This window comes from Sutcliffiella rhizosphaerae (assembly GCF_917563925.1).
Lineage (GTDB): Bacteria > Bacillota > Bacilli > Bacillales > Bacillaceae_I > Sutcliffiella_A > Sutcliffiella_A rhizosphaerae.
This window is the reverse complement of the sequence record NZ_CAKJTJ010000003.1, coordinates 184,173-207,426: the sequence shown is the minus strand read 5'-3', so window position 1 is coordinate 207,426 and position 23,254 is coordinate 184,173. Positions and strand designations below refer to the sequence as shown.

At 42.5% G+C, this 23,254-nt stretch carries 23 protein-coding genes; all 23 read right to left on the bottom strand.

Annotated features, from left to right (window positions below):
* Nucleotides 1–198 precede the first annotated feature (198 nt).
* Nucleotides 199–429 (bottom strand): DUF1146 family protein, encoded by a 231-nt coding sequence (locus tag LRP81_RS04635; RefSeq protein ID WP_230500078.1) that lies wholly within the window; start codon nt 427–429, stop codon nt 199–201.
* Between the two features lie 86 nt (nt 430–515).
* The gene (gene nuoN, locus LRP81_RS04630; protein WP_230500077.1) at nt 516–2,045 is read right to left on the bottom strand and encodes an NADH-quinone oxidoreductase subunit NuoN; all 1,530 of its coding nucleotides are present in this window, start codon (nt 2,043–2,045) and stop codon (nt 516–518) included.
* A gap of 7 nt (nt 2,046–2,052) precedes the next feature.
* On the bottom strand, nt 2,053–3,588 hold the full coding sequence (locus LRP81_RS04625; protein ID WP_230500076.1) for a complex I subunit 4 family protein: 1,536 nt from the start codon (nt 3,586–3,588) through the stop codon (nt 2,053–2,055).
* Nucleotides 3,585–5,453, bottom strand: coding sequence for an NADH-quinone oxidoreductase subunit L (gene nuoL / locus LRP81_RS04620; protein ID WP_230500075.1), 1,869 nt, complete (start codon nt 5,451–5,453; stop codon nt 3,585–3,587). Before nuoL ends, LRP81_RS04625 begins: the two co-directional genes overlap by 4 nt.
* Before the next feature lie 75 nt (nt 5,454–5,528).
* Nucleotides 5,529–5,843, bottom strand: coding sequence for an NADH-quinone oxidoreductase subunit NuoK (gene nuoK, locus LRP81_RS04615; RefSeq protein ID WP_230500074.1), 315 nt, complete (start codon nt 5,841–5,843; stop codon nt 5,529–5,531).
* Nucleotides 5,840–6,373, bottom strand: a complete 534-nt coding sequence (locus LRP81_RS04610; protein ID WP_230500073.1) for an NADH-quinone oxidoreductase subunit J — start codon at nt 6,371–6,373, stop codon at nt 5,840–5,842. Before LRP81_RS04610 ends, nuoK begins: the two co-directional genes overlap by 4 nt.
* Complete coding sequence (gene nuoI, locus LRP81_RS04605) at nt 6,370–6,789, bottom strand: NADH-quinone oxidoreductase subunit NuoI (protein WP_230500072.1); 420 nt, start codon at nt 6,787–6,789, stop codon at nt 6,370–6,372. The genes LRP81_RS04610 and nuoI overlap by 4 nt, the downstream gene beginning before the upstream one ends.
* A 487-nt stretch (nt 6,790–7,276) precedes the next feature.
* Nucleotides 7,277–8,287: an NADH-quinone oxidoreductase subunit NuoH gene (gene nuoH, locus LRP81_RS04600; protein ID WP_230500071.1), complete on the bottom strand. Its 1,011-nt coding sequence runs from the start codon at nt 8,285–8,287 to the stop codon at nt 7,277–7,279.
* Nucleotides 8,287–9,387, bottom strand: coding sequence for an NADH-quinone oxidoreductase subunit D (locus tag LRP81_RS04595; protein ID WP_230500070.1), 1,101 nt, complete (start codon nt 9,385–9,387; stop codon nt 8,287–8,289). Before LRP81_RS04595 ends, nuoH begins: the two co-directional genes overlap by 1 nt.
* 3 nt (nt 9,388–9,390) lie before the next feature.
* Nucleotides 9,391–10,623 (bottom strand): NADH-quinone oxidoreductase subunit C, encoded by a 1,233-nt coding sequence (locus LRP81_RS04590; RefSeq protein WP_230500069.1) that lies wholly within the window; start codon nt 10,621–10,623, stop codon nt 9,391–9,393.
* A 2-nt stretch (nt 10,624–10,625) separates the two neighbouring features.
* Nucleotides 10,626–11,138, bottom strand: a complete 513-nt coding sequence (locus tag LRP81_RS04585; RefSeq protein WP_010200368.1) for a NuoB/complex I 20 kDa subunit family protein — start codon at nt 11,136–11,138, stop codon at nt 10,626–10,628.
* Nucleotides 11,129–11,503 carry an NADH-quinone oxidoreductase subunit A gene (locus tag LRP81_RS04580; protein WP_230500134.1) on the bottom strand — a complete coding sequence of 125 codons (375 nt, stop codon included), beginning with the start codon at nt 11,501–11,503 and terminating at the stop codon, nt 11,129–11,131. Before LRP81_RS04580 ends, LRP81_RS04585 begins: the two co-directional genes overlap by 10 nt.
* Before the next feature lie 1,400 nt (nt 11,504–12,903).
* Nucleotides 12,904–13,305 (bottom strand): F0F1 ATP synthase subunit epsilon, encoded by a 402-nt coding sequence (locus LRP81_RS04575; protein WP_230500068.1) that lies wholly within the window; start codon nt 13,303–13,305, stop codon nt 12,904–12,906.
* Between the two features lie 25 nt (nt 13,306–13,330).
* Nucleotides 13,331–14,749: a F0F1 ATP synthase subunit beta gene (gene atpD, locus LRP81_RS04570; RefSeq protein ID WP_230500067.1), complete on the bottom strand. Its 1,419-nt coding sequence runs from the start codon at nt 14,747–14,749 to the stop codon at nt 13,331–13,333.
* A 143-nt stretch (nt 14,750–14,892) separates the two neighbouring features.
* On the bottom strand, nt 14,893–15,753 hold the full coding sequence (locus LRP81_RS04565) for a F0F1 ATP synthase subunit gamma (protein ID WP_230500066.1): 861 nt from the start codon (nt 15,751–15,753) through the stop codon (nt 14,893–14,895).
* 113 nt (nt 15,754–15,866) lie between these two features.
* Nucleotides 15,867–17,378: a F0F1 ATP synthase subunit alpha gene (gene atpA, locus LRP81_RS04560; protein WP_230500065.1), complete on the bottom strand. Its 1,512-nt coding sequence runs from the start codon at nt 17,376–17,378 to the stop codon at nt 15,867–15,869.
* Between the two features lie 18 nt (nt 17,379–17,396).
* Nucleotides 17,397–17,939 (bottom strand): F0F1 ATP synthase subunit delta, encoded by a 543-nt coding sequence (locus tag LRP81_RS04555; protein ID WP_230500064.1) that lies wholly within the window; start codon nt 17,937–17,939, stop codon nt 17,397–17,399.
* Nucleotides 17,936–18,481: a F0F1 ATP synthase subunit B gene (gene atpF, locus LRP81_RS04550; protein WP_230500133.1), complete on the bottom strand. Its 546-nt coding sequence runs from the start codon at nt 18,479–18,481 to the stop codon at nt 17,936–17,938. Before atpF ends, LRP81_RS04555 begins: the two co-directional genes overlap by 4 nt.
* A gap of 160 nt (nt 18,482–18,641) precedes the next feature.
* Complete coding sequence (gene atpE, locus LRP81_RS04545) at nt 18,642–18,854, bottom strand: F0F1 ATP synthase subunit C (RefSeq protein ID WP_230500063.1); 213 nt, start codon at nt 18,852–18,854, stop codon at nt 18,642–18,644.
* Nucleotides 18,855–18,906: 52 nt separating this feature from the next.
* Entirely contained in the window at nt 18,907–19,656 is a 750-nt protein-coding gene (gene atpB, locus LRP81_RS04540; RefSeq protein ID WP_230500132.1) for a F0F1 ATP synthase subunit A, read from the bottom strand.
* A gap of 6 nt (nt 19,657–19,662) precedes the next feature.
* Nucleotides 19,663–20,046 (bottom strand): ATP synthase subunit I, encoded by a 384-nt coding sequence (locus LRP81_RS04535; RefSeq protein ID WP_230500062.1) that lies wholly within the window; start codon nt 20,044–20,046, stop codon nt 19,663–19,665.
* A 1-nt stretch (nt 20,047) separates the two neighbouring features.
* Nucleotides 20,048–20,278 (bottom strand): AtpZ/AtpI family protein, encoded by a 231-nt coding sequence (locus LRP81_RS04530; RefSeq protein WP_399207045.1) that lies wholly within the window; start codon nt 20,276–20,278, stop codon nt 20,048–20,050.
* Nucleotides 20,279–20,693: 415 nt separating this feature from the next.
* Entirely contained in the window at nt 20,694–22,988 is a 2,295-nt protein-coding gene (locus tag LRP81_RS04525; protein ID WP_317987031.1) for a S8 family serine peptidase, read from the bottom strand.
* Between the last annotated feature and the right edge of the window lie 266 nt (nt 22,989–23,254).

Sequence of the window (23,254 nt, the reverse complement as noted above, 5' to 3'; positions counted from 1 at the left end):
TTTTCTAGGTGGGAATTTGGCATTTTGAGTTACTTTTGGACGGTACAGCAAAATACCCCGCAGATGCGGGGCATTTTAGGTTTGAGAATGGGGGCAATTTGCATAATTAAGCGAAAATTTGGTTTTTCTGGCGAAAGCAGCACTTAATTAAGCGAATGAGAAAATGTGGACCACAATATATGTAAACCAGACACCCCACTACCACATCATTGGCAATCTTTGGGATAAGAATAGGTAATCCAAAAAGAAGTTGCTTACGGTGGATCCGATTGCAATGGTGATGAGGATTAGCAACAAACGGACTTGGACGACTTTGTTTTTTTTCATCCATTTTTCATATTGGATTCCTTGGAGTGCCCACCAAGTAATGCTGATAAACATGAGGTGTGAGAGGATGCTGACAAGTGCTTCGACGCCAAAATTAATCATGGTTTGACTACCTCCTTCTGTCTAAATTTTTCTTCTATAATGATAACATAAAAAAGAAGGAGCTTTTTCCACTCCTTCTTTTTGTATTATTGATGGTTTTTGTCGACACTAAAGAAGTCAAGCAAGATATCAAAATTGTTACCAAACATGTCAATTGCCAGATTTGGCAGGACACCTAGCACGATTGTTCCAACTGCACACAAGATGAGCGTAATCCAGATTCCAATGGGAACGTGGATTCTTTCTTGGCTTGCTGAGGGACGGAAAAACATTTGAGTCATGATTCCAAAATAGTAAAAGTATGAAATGATGGTGGTCAGTATCAGCACGGAGGCAAGCACATAGGCATTGCTTGGTTCTGATATCGCACCGACGAAAATATTTAATTTCCCGATAAAGCCCGCTGTCCCTGGAATTCCAGCCAATGATAGAAGGAATATGGACATCAATACAGCAAGCAGAGGTGAGCGCTGGTAAAGTCCAGCAAAACGGCTCACATCCTCTGAGTCATCGCGAGAAGTGACTACCTGTAAAACAGCTAAAGCACCGATATTCATGAACAGGTAAGCGACTAGGTAGAACCACATGGCTTCGAAAATGAAGATGAAGTTCAAGGTTGCAAGTGGAACTAGTAAATATCCGGCATGTGCCACACCAGAGTATGCGAATAGTCTTTTTACATTGCGCTGTCGCAGTGCTACGAAGTTACCGATGATCATGGAGGCTACCGCAATGACAGCGATGAACTCTTTCATTGAGAACAGCATGGACGCCTCTTCAGCAGCACGGGTCGCAAAGAACAATGTAATAAACAAGCGTAAGACGATGATAAATCCAGCTGTCTTGGAAACAACAGCCAGGAATGCAGTAACTGGTGTTGGCGCTCCTTGATAGACATCTGGTGCCCACATATGGAACGGTGCGGTCGCCAACTTAAAGGACAAACCTACAAACATCATCATGAAAGCAATGACTAGTAAAAACTGCATGTCACGTGCATTAATTTGGGCAAGCATTAGGTGCATTTCATTCAAGTTCGTGGTTCCTGTTAGTCCGTATACGTAACTCATTCCGAAAAGTGTTATCGCTGTGGCAATTCCACCGTTAATAACATATTTCATTGCAGCTTCGTTCGATTGAATGTTCTTTTTACGTAAACCTGCCAGGACATACGAAGTTAGAGACAATAGCTCTAGTCCAACGAACAAGGTGATTAAGTCGCCGCTTGAAGACATTATCATTGCCCCAAGAACACCTAATAACAATAGATAAAAGAACTCGCCTCTGTACTCCTTTAAGCCTTCTTTAGGCTCATAGCTGATTGCCATAAGCATGATGAATGCGGAGCCTACGAGGATGAGTGTTTTAAATGCCATCGCGAAGCTGTCGAGTCGGTATGTTTCATATAGTATGGTTGTAACGTCTTTCCCATACATACCTACTAAAAAACCGATTGCTGCCAGAATTCCAGCAAATCCGATCCAGCCAAGCAGTCTTCGATCTATTTTTTTCGGTAAAAATAAGTCTAGTAGTGAAAGAAGGGTTGCTACACCAAGGATGATGAATTCCGGTGCCATGACACTCCATTCAAAGCTGAGCAAGGTTTCTAAATCCATCTCCCATTCACCCTCCTATCCCTAGTATGATGGCATTGATGGTATCTTGCAGTGGTTGTGCAAGTATGCTTGGATAGACACCAATTAGGACGATGAAGAACAGCATCGCAAATACTGGAATGAATTCGACTCCACGAATGTCTAGTATTTTCTCGTCATAACGAGACGATTTTTCCCCAAATGTCATCCCAAGAACAGCTCGCAACAAGTATGCTGCTGTTAATATAATTCCTAGTGTTCCAACGGCTGCTACAATAGGCATTTCGCGGAACAATCCCATGAAGGCCAAGAATTCACTGACAAATCCAGACATTCCCGGTAAACCTAAGGATGCCATTGCTCCAACAAGGAAGAAGCCAGCAGCTAATGGCATTACTTTCGCTAAACCACCGAGCTTTCCAATATCGGTCGTACCTACCCTTTCATACATGACCCCAATTAAGAAGAATAGTAGAGCCGCTATAAAGCCATGGGAGACAACCTGGAAGATGGCACCTTGGATTCCCGCTTCATTTAGGGATGCAAGACCGATGAGCACAATGCCCATATGCGAGATACTAGAGTAAGCTAGCACCATTTTGAAATCAGTTTGGATAAGGGCTAAGAAAGCTCCATACAGGAGATTCACGACACCTAAAATTGCTAGAATGAAAGCAAGCTCCTCGAATTGCTCTGGAAAAATCCCTACTCCGAAACGAATGAGTCCGTATGCCCCAATTTTCAAAAGCACACCTGCATGCAGCATAACAATGGAAGGTGGTGCCTGAACATGGACTTTCAGCATCCATGTATGTAACGGTACAATCGGTAGTTTTACACCGAATGCCACAAGCAGCGCAATTAGCAGTCCTAACCTTAAATCGTCTGTTATTTCACCAAGCAGCATCGCATCAGATGTGCCTTGGAACATGCTAGTGATTTCTGCAATGTTCATCGTTCCTGTTTTAGCAAAAAGAACGATAAAGACAATTAATAGGATGGCAGAACCAATTCCGTTATAAATTAAAAATCGATAGGCAGCATTTTCTTTTTCAAAATAGCCCCATTTACCGATGAGGAAAAACATCGGAATAAGTGTTAATTCAAAGAAAAAGAAGAAAAGTAATAGATTTTCAGCTGCAAAGACTCCGAGCATTCCAATCTGTAAAAGTAAGAAAAGGATAAAATAGCCTTTCCATTCTTTTTTCACATGAATGGAAGCTATAGCAGCTAATGTGGACAATACTGCTGTTAACAAAATCATCACCATGGAAAATCCATCAATACCAAGTTCGTAGGAAATCGGCTGGTAGACAGGCTCACCATACACTCTTGTCATTAACCCCTGGTTTCCAAAGCTGAACCACTCATACTTTACAGCAAATTGAGAAAGATCAGCTCCAGCCTTATATTGCCAAAATGCGATAAGAGCGAGTATAAGGGATGGTAATGTGGCTAGAAAACCTGTCAGTTTAATAGCATATCCATCCGTTTTTGGGATAAAAAGCAGTACAAGTATTCCTAAAAGAGGGGCAAAAATTAAGGCTGTTAAAAATAGATTCATCCTAAATACCCCCCTGTGAAGACAAAGATAATGATGAGAATGGCAAGCCCGACAAAGGCTACTGCGCCATAGGTTTGTGTTTGTCCGTTTTGCACTTTAGCTCCAAGTCTACCAAGTTGCTGAGACCCAGACGCTATCCCTTTCATCGTTCCTTCTACAAGGAATTTATCGATATACTTGAGGAATAAGCTTATTACTCTTGTGCCGTAGACAAAGGTCATTTTATAAAATTCATCAACAAAATATTTATTTCGTAATATGCCGTATAGATGTGGAGCTCCCATACTGAACGTTTCCCGTTCGATGGAACGGCGGTAATAAATCAGATAGGCAATTCCAATTCCAGCAACAGAAACAAGAATAGCTGCAATCATAATCCAAAACGGTCCTTCAATATGGGATGGCCCGTATATGGTAGTCCCTTCTGTCAACCAGTCCCCAAGAAAATGACCAAACCAAGGAGTGTTCATGTAACCTGCCACAACTGCTAATACCCCAAGGACTATCATCGGAATGGTCATGACAGATGGTGACTCAAGGGCATGCTTCTGGTCACCGCGTGCATCTCCAGTGAAGACGAGAAAGAACAGACGGAACATATAAAATGCCGTAAAGAAGGCAGCAATGAGTGCAAGTATAAATAGAAACGGGTTTCCATTTACCCAAGCGGCTATGAGAATCTCTTCTTTACTGAAGAAACCGGAGAATAGCGGTACACCTGTGATGGCAAGTGTTCCGATTAAAAATAGGATTCCGGTTGTGCGCATCTTTTTCCATACTCCGCCCATCTCGTCAATATTTTGTGTATGAACGGCGTGAATGACACTTCCTGCTGCAAGGAATAGCAAGGCTTTGAAAAACGCGTGTGTCGTAAGGTGGAAAACACCAGCCACATAGCCTGCTGAACCGAGTGCAAGCATCATAAAGCCAAGTTGACTGACTGTAGAATAAGCCAATACTCGTTTTATATCCTTTTGAACAAGGCCGATGGAGGCTGCGAAAATAGCCGTAAATCCTCCAACGACTGCCACTGTCATTAAAGCAGTTTCACTTGCATTGTAGAGCGGGAAAAGACTCGCAACTAAATATACTCCTGCTGCAACCATTGTCGCCGCATGGATTAGGGCAGAAACAGGCGTTGGTCCTTCCATTGCGTCAGGCAACCAGGAATGAAGCGGAAATTGACCGGATTTCCCCATTGCTCCTACAAAAATGAGGATGGCAATGAGCGTCAGCATTCCTGCTGATATTTCCCCTGCTCCAACAGCAGTGAAAATGACATCATATTCAAAGCTACCAACCTGCCAAAATAGGAGGATGATCCCGATAAATAATCCGACATCTCCTATACGTGTCATTATGAATGCTTTTTTAGCTGCTGCCTTTGCTTCATTTTTATAAAAATAAAATCCAATTAGTAAGAATGATCCTACTCCTACAAGCTCCCAGAAAATATAGAGCTGCAGCAGGTTTGGTGACATAACAAGCGCCAGCATGGCAAAGGTGAACAGTCCAAGATAGGCATAAAATACATGGAATCGGTCGTCCCCGTGCATATATCCTTTGGAATAAATATGTACTAATAAGCTGACAAGTGATACTACGACAAGCATCAAGGCATTTAATTGATTAACTTCATATCCCGCCGTCAGAACGACATCCCCTAATTGGAGCCATTCGAAAGTGGCTTTGAAAGTCGGTGCTGAAAACCGCTCCCATAGTGCCATGAGGGAAAAGATGAACGACAGTGCTATCAGTGCGATTCCAAGTAACGCACTTGATTCTTTCATTCTTTTGCCAACAAGCAGTAATAGGATAAAGGAGATCAGCGGAAAAAGCGGGATGATCCAAGCATTCTCCATCATCGTATCAAGTCCCCTTCTTTACCGCAGGATTTAAATTGGTCCTGCGCTTTTGTGCAAACAAGTTGCGGGTATTTTTCAATTTTTTAATGTAGTCATTTCGTCAATATTAACAGTACGACGGTTGCGATAAAGTGCAATTAGAATCGCAAGTCCCACTGCGGCTTCCGCTGCTGCTACTGTGATGGTAAAGAGCGAAAACACTTGCCCTGTAATGGCGGGATTAATACCAAATTTACTGAATGCAACGAGATTGATGTTAACTGCGTTCAGCATCAATTCGATACAGATCAAGACGATGACTGTGTTTCTTTTAGTTAACGCCCCATATAGTCCGATACAAAAAAGAACGAGCGCTAGTACCAGGTAGGCTGATAATGGAACTCCTGTCATTCCTTCGTCGCCTCCTCTTTTACCTCTTCCTCATCATCCCGTCTTGCTAAAATGATTGCTCCGACCAATGCAACGAGCAAAATCACTGACGTCAACTCAAATGGAATGACGTAATGGGCATAGATAGCAACACCTATTTGCTCGGTATTGTTTACATGGAGATCAGCGGATGGTTGAGTACCCAAGTCCAAACTATATAAACCGAAATACATTACCGCTGCAAACCCAAGTATTCCCGCACCGACAAGGAGCTTTCTCCCAATACCAGATGTCTCGGAATGGTCATTGTGACGGGTAAGCATGATTCCGAACAGCATGATAATGGTAACGGCACCTGAGTAAATAAGTATTTGTACTGCCGCCACGAACTCAGCGGAGAGCATAACATAGATACCTGCCAAACTGATGAAGGTAAAAACAAGGGCTACCACCATATGAACGACCTTCGTCAAATTCAGCATGAGCACTCCACCGGCAATCGCAGAAACAGCCAAGAACAAAAATGCGATAAATTCACCAGTTATCGTCATGCCTTATTCTCCTTCCTGATGTTCGTATCATTTTCATCCAACCATTGCAGATCTTTGAAAAGACGATCCCTGCTATATTCGGCAAGTTCGAAATTATTTGTCATAATGATGGCCTCTGTTGGACAAACCTCCGTACAGAGGTCACACAAAATACAGATTTCAAAATTAATGTCGTATGTGTCGATAATTTTCCCCTTTTTCGTTGGATCCGGGTGCTTCTTCCCAGTAAGCTGAATACAGTCTGTTGGACAAATGTTGGCACATTGATTACAGACAATGCATTTTTCCGGGTAGAATTTCTGGATGCCACGGAACCGATCCGGTAATGGAAGCGGCTCATTCGGGTAATCATAGGTTACTTTTTTCTTCGTTAAGTTTTGTAGGGTATACTTCAAACCTTTTGCAAGACCGCGCATTTCGTTTCACCCCTGTTTCTTCCGTTACCCCTTTTAGTAAGGAATGATTGTGTGATTTACTTTTTTAAACATGTAAGTTCAAATTTTCTCATTCAACTCCCAGTTGATTTCCGTTCCAACTTTCCGTGGGGTGGCGTGGAGCCTTCTCGGCTATTGCCTGCGGGGTCTCCACTTTACCGCCACCTCCCGATGGAGTCTCATACCTTGCGCTCCAATCTACTGGGGAAAACTATATTGCGATTTATAATCAACCTAATCCAACTTTTTTTATTTGCTCTTTTCTATAAGAATGTTGCTAGTAACCGGTAAAAAGTCGGGTTCTGTACTTTTTACTAGAAAAGTCGGGTTCTGGACTTTTCACGTGCATGTTCACTGAAAACTTGTCATTTTGACATAAACTAAATGCAGGAAAAGAGCACGACAGTAACGATTATTACGAGTATCTAATAAAGTTCGTAAAAGCAACAAAGTTTGCGAAAACAGCCTTTTATTTAAAGAATAGCTCTTTCATGATTGCAGAGAAAAAGATGTTGGCTAGTGCTACTGGGAGCAATACCTTCCAGCCAAATTCCATTAGTTGGTCTGCACGCAAACGTGGGAAGGTGACGCGGATCCAGATAAGCACGAATACGACGACACTGAATTTTAAGGCGAACCAGACGGCTCCTGGAATGAAGCCTAGGAATTCAAATGGTGGTAGCCATCCGCCTAGGAAAAGCACAGTGGTTAAGGATGCCATCGCAAACAAATAAACATATTCCGCAAGCATGAAGAATGCCCAACGGAAGCCGGAATACTCCACATGATAGCCTGCTACAAGCTCTGATTCCGCCTCTGGTAAATCGAATGGTGTACGATTGAGTTCGGCAACGGAGGCTATTACAAAGATGATAAATCCTACTGGTTGCAGAATGATGAACCAAAATGTCTCAGCCTGTGCCGCCACGATTTGATTTAAATTCAAGCTTCCTGCTAGCAATACCACCCCGATAACAGACATTACTAGCGGTACTTCATAAGATATCATTTGTGCCGCTGCACGCATTCCGCCAAGCAAAGAGTACTTGTTGTTTGACGCCCATCCTGCTGTCACAACACCAACAGTTGTGACACCAGAGATGGCAATGTAGTACAGCAACCCTACACCAATATCGGCAAATTGGAATTTGTCGGTGAATGGAATGACTGCAAGCACCATGAATGCTGGTGTAAAGGCAATTACTGGAGCGATAATATATAATGGTCGATCTGCCATTTTTGGTATAGTATCTTCTTTTATCAGTAGCTTTAGAACATCGGCCACTGTCTGGAGTAACCCCCATGATCCTCCTACTTGGTTTGGCCCAATTCGTCCCTGCATGAAACCCATTACTTTACGTTCGGCAAGAATTCCGTACGTTACAAATCCAAGTACGGCAAGTAAAAGTGCCGTTGCCAGTCCGAAAAAAATGAAAAAATTCGTCCAGGATGGTGATGATTCCAGAAGTCCCTGCATCATTAGCCATCCACCTCCCCTAGGACAATATCAATCGCTCCTAAAATGGTAATCAAATTCGCCATGTTTTCGCCCTCTAGTAATTTAGGTAAAATTTGCAGGTTATAGAAAGACGGACGGCGGAATTTTAACCGATATGGTTCTTTTTTTCCATCACTTGCAATATAACAGCCTATTTCTCCACGTGGAGATTCGATTCGTACATATGCTTCCCCTTTTGGCGCCTTAATGATCCTTGGCACTTTTGCCATAATCTCGCCTTCCTGCGGGAATTGCTCTACGGCCTGTTCAATGATTTTTAGAGATTCCTCTATTTCCTCCATCCGACAATGATAGCGTGCCCAAGCATCTCCGCCATCACGTGTTGGTACATCAAAATCAAATCGATCGTAGATGCTGTACGGTTCATCCTTCCGAAGATCCCACTTCACCCCAGTACATCTGAGGTTTGCACCACTTAGTGAATACGCTAGAGCTTCCTCTTTCGTGTAACGACCGACGCCTTTTACACGACTCATAAATATTTCATTTCCCGTTACAAGGTCATGATAGCCCTTTAAATGTTCCCTCATATAAGGAATAAACTCTCTTACTTTATCAATCCAGCCCTCAGGTGCATCCCACTTCACACCACCTACTCGCATATAATTGAAGGTAAGTCTGGCACCGGAAAGTTCATTCAATAGATTAATAATCATTTCACGCTCTCGGAAAGCATATAAAAACGGACTGACCGCTCCAATATCCAACAAATATGTACCATACCAGACGAGGTGACTCGCAACACGACCTAGTTCCATTGCTAGTACTCGTAAATATTCGGCCCTTTCTGGTATCTCCAGCCCCATCATCGTCTCTACTGCATGACAGATGACATAGTTGTTAGTCATGGCAGATAGATAATCCATTCGGTCCGTATAAGGGATAATTTGCGTATATTGGAGATTTTCCGCTAGTTTCTCTGTTCCGCGGTGAAGATACCCTATTACAGGAGTAGCCTCTTTAATAATCTCTCCATCAATTTTGATAACAAGTCGGAACACTCCATGGGTGCTCGGATGCTGAGGTCCGACATTAAGTAGCATTTCCTCCGTGCGAATCATCTGCTACACCTCCACATCATACGGCTCATAATCTTTACGTAGCGGATGACCTACCCAATCATCCGACATCATGATTCGCGTTAAATTTGGATGCCCTGTAAACTGAATTCCAAGCAAGTCATATGTTTCCCGCTCCGGCCAGTTTGCCCCTTCCCAAATCGGTTGTATGGAAGGAATTACAGGATTTTCACGATCTATCTTCACTTTTAGCGCTACAGATTGCTTATTTTTATAAGAATACAGATGGTTATATATTTCCATATGTGTTTCAAAATCAGTTCCGTGCATTTCTGATAAATATTCAAACGACAGCTGCTCATTGTAGCGCAGGAAGGATGCCACTTTAAAATACGTATCCGGCTTTGCTACAAGTGTTGGTACGTCCTTGGAAAGGGTGTTGATATAAGCATCTTCCAACATATCTTCGCCAAGATTGTCGTTGATTACTTTAACATATTTATCAAGATACGGTTGGTTTGGTGATGGTTTAGCAGGGGATTCATCTGCATTTTCTGCTCCTCCTCCGGCTTTGGCTGCAGCTGCGGCTTTCGCTTTTGCAGCGGCCGCGGCTTTGGCCTTTGCTTTTGCTACTGCAATAGCTTTCGCTTTCTCATCTGCTGGATCTGCATCATCTGTGGAGCCTTCACCTTGCTGTTTGGCTAATGCAGCTGCCTTTGCTTTCGCTGCTGCGGCGGCTTTCGCTTTTGCATCGTCACCATCAGAAGGTTCATCTGTCTCTCCAGCTTCACGTTTTTGCTTTGCTAATGCCGCGGCTTTCGCTTTTGCTGCAGCTGCGGCTTTTTTCTTCGCAAGCTCTTTTGCATCGGCAGTGGAATCTGCACTATCAGCGGATCCTGCCTCTTTTGCTTTTTGCTTTGCCAGTGCGGCGGCCTTTGCTTTCGCTGCTGCGGCGGCTTTCTTTTTGGCTAGCTCTTTTGCGTCATCTTGGGTTTCTGTCTGCTCTTCTGTTTGAGAAGCAGCCTGCTCTTTTGCTTTTTGCTTTGCCAGTGCGGCGGCCTTTGCTTTTGCTGCTGCGGCGGCTTTCTTTTTGGCTAACTCTTTTGCGTCATCTGTGATCGGTTCTTTATTTTCTTGCGTATTTGAATTATTGTCAGCATCAGCTTCTGCAGCCTTCGCTTCCAGTTTCTTTTTTGCTTCCAATTTTGCCAATGCTGCTGCTTTTGCTTTCGCAGCGGCCTCTTTCTTTTGTTCTTCCAGGCTTTTCTCGTCGCTCACTGCTAGATCACCTGCTTCCCTGTCTTCGCTTCGTAACGAATTTTCTCGCGGAGCTTGTTAATTCCATAAATAAGAGCCGCTGGATTTGGTGGACATCCCGGTATATAGACGTCTACAGGAACTATCTGGTCCACTCCTTTGACTACGGCATAGGATTTTATATACGGACCACCCGCAGTTGCACAGGACCCCATCGCAATGACCCATTTCGGCTCAGGCATTTGATCATACAAGCGCTTTAAAACTGGTGCCATTTTCTTCGTAACGGTACCAGACACAATCATACAGTCAGATTGACGAGGAGATGTACGGAAAAAAGAGCCGAAGCGATCCAAATCATAATGCGAGGATCCCACACCCATCATTTCGATTGCACAGCAAGCAAGACCAAAAGTCATTGGCCACATGGAATTACTCCGTGCCCAAGCTTTTAGTTCCTCCAATGTTGTCAGGAAGACTGTTTGTTTCAGTTCTTCCATTTCCTCTGGTGAAATACTCTCTAAATTTAGATCCATTTCAACACCTTCTTCTTCCATGCGTAAATTAATCCAATCAGTAGTAATACAACAAAAATAAGCATTTCAATTAGAGCAAAAATACCCAGTTTTTCATAAGCAACGGCCCATGGGTAAAGAAAAACCGTCTCTACATCAAAAATGACAAATAATAAGGCGAATATGTAATACCGAACATTAAACTGAACTCGCGAATCATGAAAAGGATCGATTCCGCTTTCATAAGTGGTCTGCTTCGCTGCATTTGGCTTATTCGGACGTAATAGTCGACCAATTGCAAGTGCCACAACCGGCAGCAACACCCCTAAAGCCAAGAAAACGACTACTATCAAATAGTTATTTTGATATAAATTAAGTAATATGATGTTCGCCCCCTCTTTAGCCTCTCTATTTTCAGACTCCTCGAAATATTTAAACTTGTAATCGATAACAATTATATCAAATACCAATATCTGTGTCGACAGCAGATATCCTTATTATGGTTGTAGTTTTGATTTCGGGATAACACTTAGATGACGGGTGGATTTAAAGAAAAATATGGGGTTCGATGAATTTTTGGGGGTAAGTTCGTGTGAAAACGTGGCAAGTTGGTGCGGAATTGGTGCTAGTTCGTGCGAAATTGAGTGAAGTTGGTGCGAAACACCTCTGAGAGCAGTTGGTATCATGCGATTTAATCCGGTTTGACGAATAATTAATCAGGATCTGCTGTTATTTAATCCGGAAAGTCCCATATTAAATCTGTATCCCCATTATTTAATCCGATTCTCACCATATTTAATCCGTGAACCTAAATCAATAATCATCCTACGTTTATTCGTACACTCTAGTAATAAAAAAAGCAAATTTCCTACTTTTCATGGGGATAGGCGGTGGTTTTTGGTTTTGTGGAGGGTAATTTATGGGCTTCGTTGATCTTAGGCGGGAAGTTCGTGCGTAAACGTGGCGAGTTCGTGCGGAATTGGTGCAAGTTCGTGCCAAACTTAGTGAAGTTGGTGCCAAACTAAGGAAAGTTCGTGCGTAACGCCACTGAGAGCAGTTGCTATCATGCAATTTAATCTGGTTTGACGAATAATTAATCAGATCTGCTGATATTTAATCCGGAAAGTCTCATATTAAATCCGGTCCCCATTATTTAATCCGATTCTCACTATATTTAATCCGGGGACCTAAATCAATAAGCATCTTACGTTCATTTGCACTCTCTAGTATTATAAAAAAGCAAATTTCCTACTTTTCAGGGGGATATGCGGTAATTTTTGGTTTTGCGGTGGGTAATTTATGGACTTCGTGATCTTAGTCGGTAAGTTGGTGCGAAAACGTGGCGAGTTCGTGCGGAATTGGTGCTAGTTCGTGCCAAAATGAGTGAAGTTGGTGCCAAACTAAGGAAAGTTCATGCGTAACACCTCTGAGAGCCGTACCTATCATGCGATTAAATCTGGTTTGACGAATAATTAATCCGGATCTGCTGATATTTAATCCAGAAAATCCCATATTAAATCTGGATTCCCCATTATTTAATCCGATTCACACTTTATTTAATCCGGGGACCTAACTCATTAAGCATCCTACCTTTATTCGCACACTCTAGTAATATAAAAAAGCAAATTTTCTACTTTTCATGGGGATATGCGTTGATTATGGTTTAGTGGTAGGTACTCAATTGGCTTCGGTAATCTTAGTCGGTAAGTTCGTGCAAACCCTACTCTTCCCATAAAAAAATAACACCCTCCAACAGGTTGGGGGGTGTTATTGGTACAGGGTAATGTTACCCTCTTTTGGCTACGTTGATGCGGTTGATTGCGCGTTGAAGGGCAAGTTCGGCACGGCGGTGGTCAACATCGTCCTTTTTGGACTGAAGACGTTGTTCCGCACGTTTTTTTGCCTCTTCTGCACGTGTAAGATCGATGGCATCTGCTTTTTCGGCAGTCTGGGCAAGGATCGTTACTTTATCAGGACGCACTTCAAGGAAACCTCCGTTAACTGCCACTTGGTCTGTTTGACCGCCTTTTTTCAGGCGAACAGCACCAATTTGTAGTGGAGCAACCATAGGAATATGACCAGGTAGTACTCCAAGCTCACCGCTATGAGCTTTGGCAACTACCATCTCTACGTCTGATTCGTAAACCGGGCCATCAGGAGTAACTACGCTGACTGTTAATGTCTTCATTTCATTCCCTCCTAGGTCCCTTTAATTATACTTCTACACCCATTTGCTTCGCTTTTTCCACAACTTCTTCAATGCGTCCAACTAGACGGAATGCATCTTCTGGAAGGTGGTCGTATTTGCCGTCAAGGATTTCTCTGAAGCCCTTAACTGTTTCCTGAACAGGTACGTAAGAACCTTTTTGTCCTGTGAACTGTTCAGCTACGTGGAAGTTTTGAGATAAGAAGAATTGGATACGACGAGCACGTTGAACGATTAGCTTGTCTTCGTCTGTTAACTCATCCATACCTAGGATAGCAATGATATCTTGTAATTCTTTGTAACGTTGTAAAGTAGATTGTACTTCACGAGCTACTGCGTAGTGGTCTTCGCCTACAACTTCTGGTGAAAGTGCACGAGAAGTAGAAGCAAGTGGATCCACTGCAGGGTAGATACCCATCTCAGATAGCTTACGCTCAAGGTTTGTTGTTGCATCTAAGTGAGCGAAAGTTGTTGCTGGAGCTGGATCCGTGTAGTCATCGGCAGGTACGTAAATCGCTTGGATAGAAGTTACGGAACCTACGGATGTAGACGTGATACGCTCTTGTAATTGACCCATTTCTGTAGCAAGTGTTGGTTGGTAACCAACGGCAGATGGCATACGGCCAAGAAGTGCGGATACCTCAGAACCTGCTTGTGTGAAACGGAAAATGTTGTCCATGAAGAAAAGTACGTCCTGACCTTGGTCATCACGGAAGAATTCTGCCATTGTAAGGCCAGTTAGTGCAACACGCATACGTGCTCCTGGTGGCTCATTCATTTGTCCGAATACCATGGCAGTTTTCTTGATAACTCCAGAGTCTGTCATCTCGTGGTAAAGGTCATTTCCTTCACGAGTACGCTCCCCAACACCTGCGAATACGGAAATACCACCGTGTTCTTGTGCGATGTTGTTGATAAGCTCTTGGATAAGTACAGTTTTACCAACTCCCGCACCACCAAATAGACCGATTTTTCCACCCTTGATGTATGGAGCAAGTAAGTCTACTACTTTGATACCAGTTTCAAGAATTTCAACATCTGTTGAAAGCTGCTCGAATGTAGGAGCTTGTCTGTGAATTGGATCACGACGAGCACCTGCTTCGATTGGTGCATCTAAGTCAATATTTTCTCCTAGTACGTTGAAAACACGACCAAGAGTTACGTCACCTACTGGTACAGAGATAGGGTGACCAGCATCTTCTACTTCCATGCCACGAACGACACCGTCAGTAGATGCCATAGCGATTGTACGAACAGTGTTATCACCTAGGTGAAGTGCAACTTCAAGCGTAAGTGTAACATCAACTTCGTTTGCGCTACGGGCTTTATGGTTAATATGAAGAGCGTTATAGATTTCAGGAAGATGTCCATTGTCGAATTTTACGTCAACAACCGGACCCATGATTTGAGTAACGCGACCTTTCATCGTATTCCCTCCTAACTTACTTTTGCAATATGTGATTCCTGTGACGAATATTTGAGTACAGGTTATTGTCAGTTCCGGTGGCATGCCCCTCGAATTCACAAATCCTTGCGGAAGGGCATACCGAGCCACCTTCACTTTTTATCCTATTCGAGTGCTGAAGCACCAGCTGTGATTTCGGTAATCTCTTGTGTAATTGCTGCTTGACGTGCACGGTTGTAAGAAAGTGTAAGGGAACGGATAAGCTCTTTTGCGTTATCTGTTGCACTTTGCATCGCTGTCATACGAGCAGCGTGCTCACTTGCTTTTGCATCAAGCAGTGCGCCGTAAATTAAGCTTTCAGCGTACTGAGGCAGCAATACTTCCAAGATTCCTTCTTGGGAAGGTTCGAACTCATAGGAAGTGATTTGGTTTGTTGTAGGTGCGATGTCTGTAAGAGGAAGCAATTTCTTTTCAGTTACCTCTTGAGCGATAGCACTTACAAAGTGGTTGTAATACACGTATAACTCATCAAACGTTCCGTCCGCGTACATGCTGACTGCACGGTTCGCAATGTCCTTGATATCTTGGAAGGATACTTGATCGCCAAGACCAGTAATTTCAGAGAAAACAGGGACATTACGTTTTCTGAAAAAGTCGCGGCCGATTCGACCGATGGCAATTACTGCGTATTCATCTTGAGACTTGTGACGTTTTTGAATCGTCTGATGAACCGTACGTAAGATGTTACTGTTATAGGCACCTGCAAGTCCACGGTCAGAGGATATAACGATGTAGCCCGTACGTTTTACCGGACGGCTCTCCAGCATTGGATGTGATACATCGGTACTTCCCAGTGCGATACTTGCAACAACCTCTTGAATTTTATCCATATATGGATTAAAAGCTTTTGCATTTTGCTCCGCTCGATTAAGCTTCGATGCAGATACCATTTGCATGGCTTTTGTAATTTGACTTGTCTTTTTCGTCGAGTTAATTCTCGTTTTTATATCGCGTAATGATGCCAAAGGTTCTCACCACCTTTTTAACCCTATTCAGAGCGGTCATACACATGTAATGGAGGAATCGAAGGTTGGTTCGGTTTCCTCCATTTCATGGTGTAACTCACTTTGTCGTACTATTATTTTTCAGTAGCTACAAAAGTCTTTTTGAATGCATTGATTGCTTCAGCCATTGTTTCGTCGCTTGGTAATCCTTTAGTTGTGCGAATTTCTTCTAATAGTTCTTTGCGGTTATGCTCTAACCAAGTAAGCATTTCATCTTCGAAACGAGTTACATCTTGAACCGGGATATCGTCGATGAAACCTTTTGTAAGAGCATAAAGGACTGCAACTTGCTTTTCTACTTTAAGTGGCTTGTTCAATCCTTGCTTTAGAACTTCAACCGTACGAGCACCACGGTTAAGTTTTGCTTGAGTCGCTTTATCTAAGTCAGAACCGAATTGCGCGAATGCTTCTAGCTCACGGTAAGATGCAAGGTCAAGACGCAAGGTACCTGATACCTTCTTCATCGCTTTGATTTGCGCAGATCCACCTACACGGGATACGGAAAGACCTGCATTGATCGCAGGACGTACTCCAGAGAAGAATAGGTCTGATTGTAAGAAAATTTGTCCATCTGTGATGGAGATTACGTTTGTTGGGATGTAGGCAGATACGTCACCAGCTTGTGTTTCGATAAACGGTAAAGCTGTTAAAGATCCAGCGCCTTTTGCATCACTAAGTTTCGCTGCACGCTCTAGTAAACGAGAGTGTAGGTAGAATACGTCACCAGGGTAAGCTTCACGACCTGGAGGACGTTTTAATAGTAGGGAAAGCTCACGGTATGCAGCAGCTTGCTTCGTAAGGTCATCATAGATAACCAATACGTGCTTGCCATCATACATGAATTCTTCACCCATCGTTACTCCAGTGTAAGGTGCTAAGAATAGCATTGGAGCTGGTGCAGATGCAGATGCTGTTACAACGATAGTGTAATCAAGTGCACCGTGCTTACGAAGAGTTTCTACAACTCCACGTACTGTGGATTCTTTTTGACCGATTGCTACATAGATACACACCATGTCTTGGTCTTTTTGGTTTAGAATTGTGTCGATTGCAACAGATGTTTTACCTGTTTGACGGTCACCGATGATTAACTCACGTTGACCACGACCGATTGGCACAAGAGCGTCGATAGCTTTGATACCTGTTTGAAGTGGCTCATGAACAGATTTACGATCCATAACTCCAGGAGCCTGTGCTTCGATTGGACGAGTTTTTGTTGTTTCGATTGGGCCTAATCCATCAACTGGCTGCCCTAATGCGTTTACTACACGGCCGATAAGTGCTTCACCTACCGGTACCTCCATGATACGGCCTGTACGACGTACTTCATCGCCTTCGCGGATACCTGTGTACGGTCCTAAAATTACGATACCGACGTTGTTTTCCTCTAAGTTTTGAGCAAGACCCATAACTCCGTTGGAAAATTCAACTAGCTCTCCAGCCATGACGTTGTCGAGACCATGAGCACGAGCGATACCATCCCCAACTTGGATAACAGTACCAACATCGCTAACTTCGATTTCAGACTGATAACTTTCAATTTGCTTTTTTATCAGTGCGCTAATTTCTTCAGCTTTGATGCTCATGAATTTCACCCCTATCTACTATCTATTCAAAGTAAGTTGACGTCCAAGACGTTCTAATTTCCCACTAACACTACCATCAAAAATACGGTTACCGATTCGGATTTTAATACCGCCGATAATGGAAGAGTCAACAATATTGCTAATGTTTAATGAAGCTTTCCCAACCTTGGCAGCGAAAACAGAAGAAAGTGTTGCCTGTTCTTCCGTAGTTAACGGACGTACAGAGTAAACCTTTGCATCTTCTACATTCAATGCTTCGTTGGAAAGTTTTTTGTATGCATCAATCATTTCGAGGACGATGCCTTGACGATGACGATCGATTAAAAGCTGTAACGTATTGACGATATATGGTGATGCAGAAGCAAATGCTTCACGAACGATTTGCTTTTTGGAGTCTTTACGGATCTTAGGATTGCTTAAGATAACCTCAAGTTCGCGGTTATTTAAAAAGACATTCTTCACTTCCGTAAGCTCTGCATCAAATTGCTCGTATAAATTATGCTCTTTAGCCAGTTCGAAAAGAGCGAGGGCATAACGCTTTGCTACTCCGTTTTTGCTCATCGCACTTCGCCTACCTGTTTCACATAATCATCGATAAGCTTTTGCTGATCTTGTTCGTTTAGTTCTTTTTCAATCACTTTAGAAGCGATTAGTACAGATAAGGAAGCAACTTGCTCACGTAGGGCAACAACTGCTTGCTCCTTCTCTTGGATAATTTCTTTTCTTGCTGCTTCTTTTAGGCGTACAGATTCTTCTTGTGCAGCTCTAATAATGTCTGCTTTTTGATCTTCTGCAATTTTCTTTGCGCCTTCGATAAGAGTTTGAGCTTCCGTGCGAGCTTCTTTAAGAAGTGAACGTTGCTCTTCTACCAGGGCTTTCGCTTCCTGATTGCTTGTCTCTGCAGATGAAATTTCGTTAGCAACATATTCTTCACGTTGCTTCATAAATCCAATAAGTTTATCCCATGCAAGTTTACGCAAGATAAATAATAATAGTAAGAATATGCAGACTTGGTAAAGTGCATCTCCTAAAGTTAAGCCTCCAGCTCCTAATACCAAGAAATCTAAGCTATACAATGTTTTCACTCCTTTCAAGGAATACATAAGAAAAGCGCTAGCGTTCATCAAACGAAACTGCTTTTAACGCTGGCTGCCATCTATTTATATCAATCACTATAAATTACTATCATATAAATGAAAGGCGAAGGATCTCCATAGAGAGGAACTTCGCCATTTTGTTATCTCAGGCAGTTATTTCTGTAAATTAGCTACCCATTACCATGAATGCAACTACTACTGCGATAATAGGAATCGCCTCTACTAGTGCTACCCCGATAAACATTGTTGTTTGAAGCGCAGATTTTAATTCAGGTTGACGAGCAATCCCCTCAACTGTTTTACTAACGATCATACCGTTACCGAAACCTGCTCCTAATGCTGCTAAACCAATTGCAATTGCTGCTGCTAATGCACCCATTGAATATTTCCTCCTTATGTTTAAAAAAATTATTTTGGTGTTAATTTATAAATTAATGGTCATGACTCACTTTGTGTGCCATATATACCATTGTTAACATAGTAAAGATAAACGCTTGGATAGTACCTATGAAAATACTAAACGCTTGCCATATCATCATTGGCAAGAATGCTACCAATGTTCCGACTAGTCCAGAGAACAAGCCCATTTGATAGCCATTTACTGCTAGTCCGGCAAGTAACCCTAACAATATTTCTCCTGCAAAAATGTTTCCGTAAAGACGAAGCCCTAACGTTAACGTGTTTGCAAATTCTTCAACAATTTTTAATGGAAACAAGAAAGCCATCGGTCTGAAGAAATCTTTACCGTATTCCTTGACACCTTTCATCTTGATTCCATAATAATGTGTCAAAGCAACAATCATTGCTGCAAGACTCAATGTTATTACAGGATCTGCTGTAGGTGATTTCCACCAAAGCTCATGGTCTCCCAAAACGATTGCAAATGGCAACCCTAGCATATTGGATACAAACACATACATTAGTAAGGTTAATCCAAGTACAAGGAATCGACCGCCAGTATTCCAATCCATCGTACTGTTGATAATCCCTTTTACGAAGTCAACCAACCATTCCATGAAATTTTGTGCACCGGTAGGTTTCATTTTTAGGGTTCTTGTACACAGTACGGCAATCAGAATTACAATGACTGCTGCTATCGTTGTCATTAATATGTTAGACAGATTAAAACTGAGGCTTCCGCCGAATATCTCAATCGTCCGTATAGGAGCATTGTGATCCAACATTACTCACCTCTCTTCCCCACTGCTTCTCAAGAGTATTAAAAATGAATCTATGATAATGACAATATAGGATGTCATAATCCCTATAATTACACTGTAAAGATTCAGAAATTCTGGATATCTTACAGCGATGACCACCCCAAGTACTGCTGCGGCCATTCGTGAAAAAGTTCCAAGAGAGTAAATCTTTCCGCCATGAGCTGCTACATCAGCAAACTTGGCGACTTTCCGATATAGTAACCAGTGATTGTACAGACCTATTGCAAGTCCAAGGAGATACCCCCAGCCCCATTCCGGATATGGTGTAAATCCAATCATCACTACGGCAAGTGCGGCAGCAAACAGAAAATATCTGATGTGCCTTAAGAAAATTACTTTTGATTCAGGCATTTTATGAGTCTCCTGAGAAAAATTGTCGAACTGCATACAGCATTCCATAAATGCCGCTTGCAAGTCCTATTAGTAGTCCTAATACTAGAAACAAAGGTTCAGAATTCACTTTATTGTCCAGCCATCTACCAACGAATAAACCCAATAGAGTAGGACCGACTAGATAGGAAAGAATTGTGGACATAAGAGCCATCGCTCTGAACGGTCGGCGTTTATCTTCCAAAGAAAACACCTCTTTAAATGTGCGGTAAAAAGCTTGAGGTCTTGCTGATAAATCGATGCTAAATATGTATAAAAATGGTTTTTAAGGCTTATGAAAACCCTATCATTTTATACCCTTTGTAAGCATACAATAGCACTTTGTCAATGTCAATGCGTTCAAATGAAAAATCGACAAAGTTTCTCTTGGTAACATTTCTCTTTCTAGGTTAATGGAGCTCCTGACCCATTTGCTTATTTTTACCCAGAAAAAAACAGCCAAATGATGAACGCTTTTTCCTCATTCGGCTGTTGTATGACACTATTTTATCATAAATATCTGGGTGCAATAGTTTATCGTTTGTGAACATTATGTGACTCTTCATGAATATGGAGCAATGTTGCTTGACACTTTTCAATAAAAATGTCCAACTAAGTCCCAATTAGAATCATTCAAAATACAGGTCTGCCTCCACCGAATCTTCCTTATCCCGCTTTTTGGCAAAAACAACTGCTTTTACTAGCCCCTTTACTTGAATCTCGTCTGCCGAAATTTGTTTTTTATATAGCCCTCTTGGAAGGTCTCGTTCCCAATCTAAATATTTTATAAAATGAAGAGAGTCGGCTTCATATAATGCGATTCCCAGCTCTTCTGCCCCTTCCGGCAAGTAAACTTCGTACTGGTATTCCCCTTCCCGATCTCCATATCCAAATTGAAAGCCCATTATCCTCGGGTAATCAGGTTCTTCTATAATATAAAGAAAAGGGAGTCGGATTTCTTGGCTGTTCGCATGAATGACCACTTCTCCTTCGTGCATCCCTGGCTTTTGCTGATTCGGTGTGATATCTAAAGTAATGCTCGTTTCACGTTTTTCATTAGGCTTAAGCGTAAAGGATTGTGGAATTTTCCACTGAATTCCTTTCTTATGAACAGGTTGATCAAACGAATAGGAAATGTCCCTGTCCGCTACATTTTCTATGACTACCGGAATTTTCATTTGCTTTCTTGTATCTTTTCGCTCAAACATCCCAATGTTTAAAGATCCTGGGTAAACAAGGCTATTAGTGAGGATTGCTTGCTCTAGCTGTATCCTCCCTGTTCCTTGTTCAAGGACGGAATAGCGGCTGCCATCTTCTTTTTTCAACACTTTAGTTGAATTCATTAAGGCTGCTTTCACTTGCTCTGGTGTCCAATCAGGATGTGCCTGCTTTATTAATGCGCTTGCCCCTGCAACATGGGGCGCAGCCATGCTAGTGCCCTGTAGAGCAAGGTAACCATTTGGGATGGTACTGTCAATTGCGACACCTGGTGCCACGACATCAGGCTTAATTTCCCAAGTGTGTGTCACTGGTCCGCGAGAACTGAAGCCTGCAATATCGTCTTTATGCCATTTATAGGTCGTCCTCACCATCGAAATACTTCTTTTCAAGTGCTTCTGTAAAAATAACCCGTCCTCTCTGGAGATGGATACGACCGGCATATCCATTTCGATCTCAAGAGTACCTGTAAAGTTGCCTTCTAAATTATTAAAAATAACGACTCCTGCTGCACCACGTTCTTTTGCATTCTGTGCTTTTTCCGAAAAGGGAATCTTCCCCCGTTCCATCAGGACAATTTTACCTTTTACTTTCTTATCCTTCCAATCATCGTCCTCCCCTAATCCAGCAAAAACGACTCCCATCGGCTTGTTGGTAAACTCCCATGGTGTGGCTCCTTGAAGGGGAAGCATTTCAATTTCCTTATTGGAGAGAAGGGGGGAAAGATGCGGAATATGAAGTGGTGGCGTTGATGCCCCAACAGAAATTGCTTTCGATGCGGTCCCAGGAGATCCAACCGTCCATAGGTTGGGACCTGAATTGCCACTGGAGGTGACAGCTACTACTCCTTTTTCAACTGCCTTGTTAAGTGCAAGGCTTGTTGGCCAATCCGGTCCATTAATGGTATTGCCGAGAGAAAGATTTATTACATCAACCTTGTCATGGATAGCCTTTTCAATTGCTGCTATGACATGCTCACTTGAACCGTGTCCTCCGGGACCTAGCACCCTGTATGCAATTATTTCTGCTTCTGGAGCCACACCTCTAAGATGACCATTTGCACCAATGATTCCTGCAACGTGTGTTCCATGGAGTGTCGGCATTCCCTGAGAACGCTTAGTTTCCATTGGATCATCATCCTCATCTACAAAATCATAGCCACCCCGATAGTTTTTTTGTAAATCGGGATGTGTGTAATCAATCCCAGTATCAATGATCCCTACTTTTACCCCCTTTCCTGTTAGACGATTTCCTTCATTATCATAGTATCTTCGTATTTTTTTACCACCGATAAAAGGAACACTCTCATCAATTGTTGGGGAGTAATTCGTAACTGGTGAAACTTCCAGAATTCCAGCTTCTTTTTGCAATAACTCTAAATCCTTTTGCGGCCCATGGATAGCAAAGCCTGTAAATACCGCAGTGTATGTTCTCTTTATTCGTATATTCGGGTAGCTAGTTTCGATTTTTTTCTTAACCGTCTCCTGCATGTTTTCTTCCACTATTAAAATGACCGTCTGCTCTTTTCGATTACTTTCTGAATTGCTTACAGGAAGCGGAGGCCGTTTCGGGTATTTGGTGGAGTTAGTTGTATGTAGCAAATCATTCGTTTTTTCCTGCCCCGCTGCAGCAGTTTGCATTTGTTGAGTGCTGAAAAAAAGTGCCACAGTTAGCACCAAAATCATAAATGCCTTCCATTTTCTCACGTCCTTCACCTCTGTTATGTAGCATTTGCTAAGGTGATTGGATTATGCATGCACTTTTCTTAGTGACCCGGGCCTGACGGTTAGTACGGGGATTTTGGGGAATGGCATGGATAAAGGAAGATTAAGGAAAAATAATAACCTATGGTAGGTACACCCTGTGAAAAGTAGGAAATTTGTTTTTTTACTAGGGGGCATGGTTTTTCCAACGTTTCAGAGGGAATTTTGTGGCTAGGATTTATTATCGATGGATTCGGATTTAATAATGG

Coding starts and splice junctions, on each gene's coding strand:
- LRP81_RS04635 (WP_230500078.1), bottom strand. CDS start 429: ATGATTAATTTTGGCGTCGAAGCACTTGTCAGCATCCTCTCACACCTC.
- nuoN (WP_230500077.1), bottom strand. CDS start 2,045: ATGGATTTAGAAACCTTGCTCAGCTTTGAATGGAGTGTCATGGCACCG.
- LRP81_RS04625 (WP_230500076.1), bottom strand. CDS start 3,588: ATGAATCTATTTTTAACAGCCTTAATTTTTGCCCCTCTTTTAGGAATA.
- nuoL (WP_230500075.1), bottom strand. CDS start 5,453: ATGATGGAGAATGCTTGGATCATCCCGCTTTTTCCGCTGATCTCCTTT.
- nuoK (WP_230500074.1), bottom strand. CDS start 5,843: ATGACAGGAGTTCCATTATCAGCCTACCTGGTACTAGCGCTCGTTCTT.
- LRP81_RS04610 (WP_230500073.1), bottom strand. CDS start 6,373: ATGACGATAACTGGTGAATTTATCGCATTTTTGTTCTTGGCTGTTTCT.
- nuoI (WP_230500072.1), bottom strand. CDS start 6,789: ATGCGCGGTCTTGCAAAAGGTTTGAAGTATACCCTACAAAACTTAACG.
- nuoH (WP_230500071.1), bottom strand. CDS start 8,287: ATGATGCAGGGACTTCTGGAATCATCACCATCCTGGACGAATTTTTTC.
- LRP81_RS04595 (WP_230500070.1), bottom strand. CDS start 9,387: ATGATTCGCACGGAGGAAATGCTACTTAATGTCGGACCTCAGCATCCG.
- LRP81_RS04585 (WP_010200368.1), bottom strand. CDS start 11,138: ATGGATCTAAATTTAGAGAGTATTTCACCAGAGGAAATGGAAGAACTG.
- LRP81_RS04575 (WP_230500068.1), bottom strand. CDS start 13,305: ATGAAGACATTAACAGTCAGCGTAGTTACTCCTGATGGCCCGGTTTAC.
- atpD (WP_230500067.1), bottom strand. CDS start 14,749: ATGAAAGGTCGCGTTACTCAAATCATGGGTCCGGTTGTTGACGTAAAA.
- atpA (WP_230500065.1), bottom strand. CDS start 17,378: ATGAGCATCAAAGCTGAAGAAATTAGCGCACTGATAAAAAAGCAAATT.
- LRP81_RS04555 (WP_230500064.1), bottom strand. CDS start 17,939: ATGAGCAAAAACGGAGTAGCAAAGCGTTATGCCCTCGCTCTTTTCGAA.
- atpF (WP_230500133.1), bottom strand. CDS start 18,481: ATGTATTCCTTGAAAGGAGTGAAAACATTGTATAGCTTAGATTTCTTG.
- atpE (WP_230500063.1), bottom strand. CDS start 18,854: ATGGGTGCATTAGCAGCAGCAATTGCAATTGGTTTAGCAGCATTAGGA.
- LRP81_RS04535 (WP_230500062.1), bottom strand. CDS start 20,046: ATGCCTGAATCAAAAGTAATTTTCTTAAGGCACATCAGATATTTTCTG.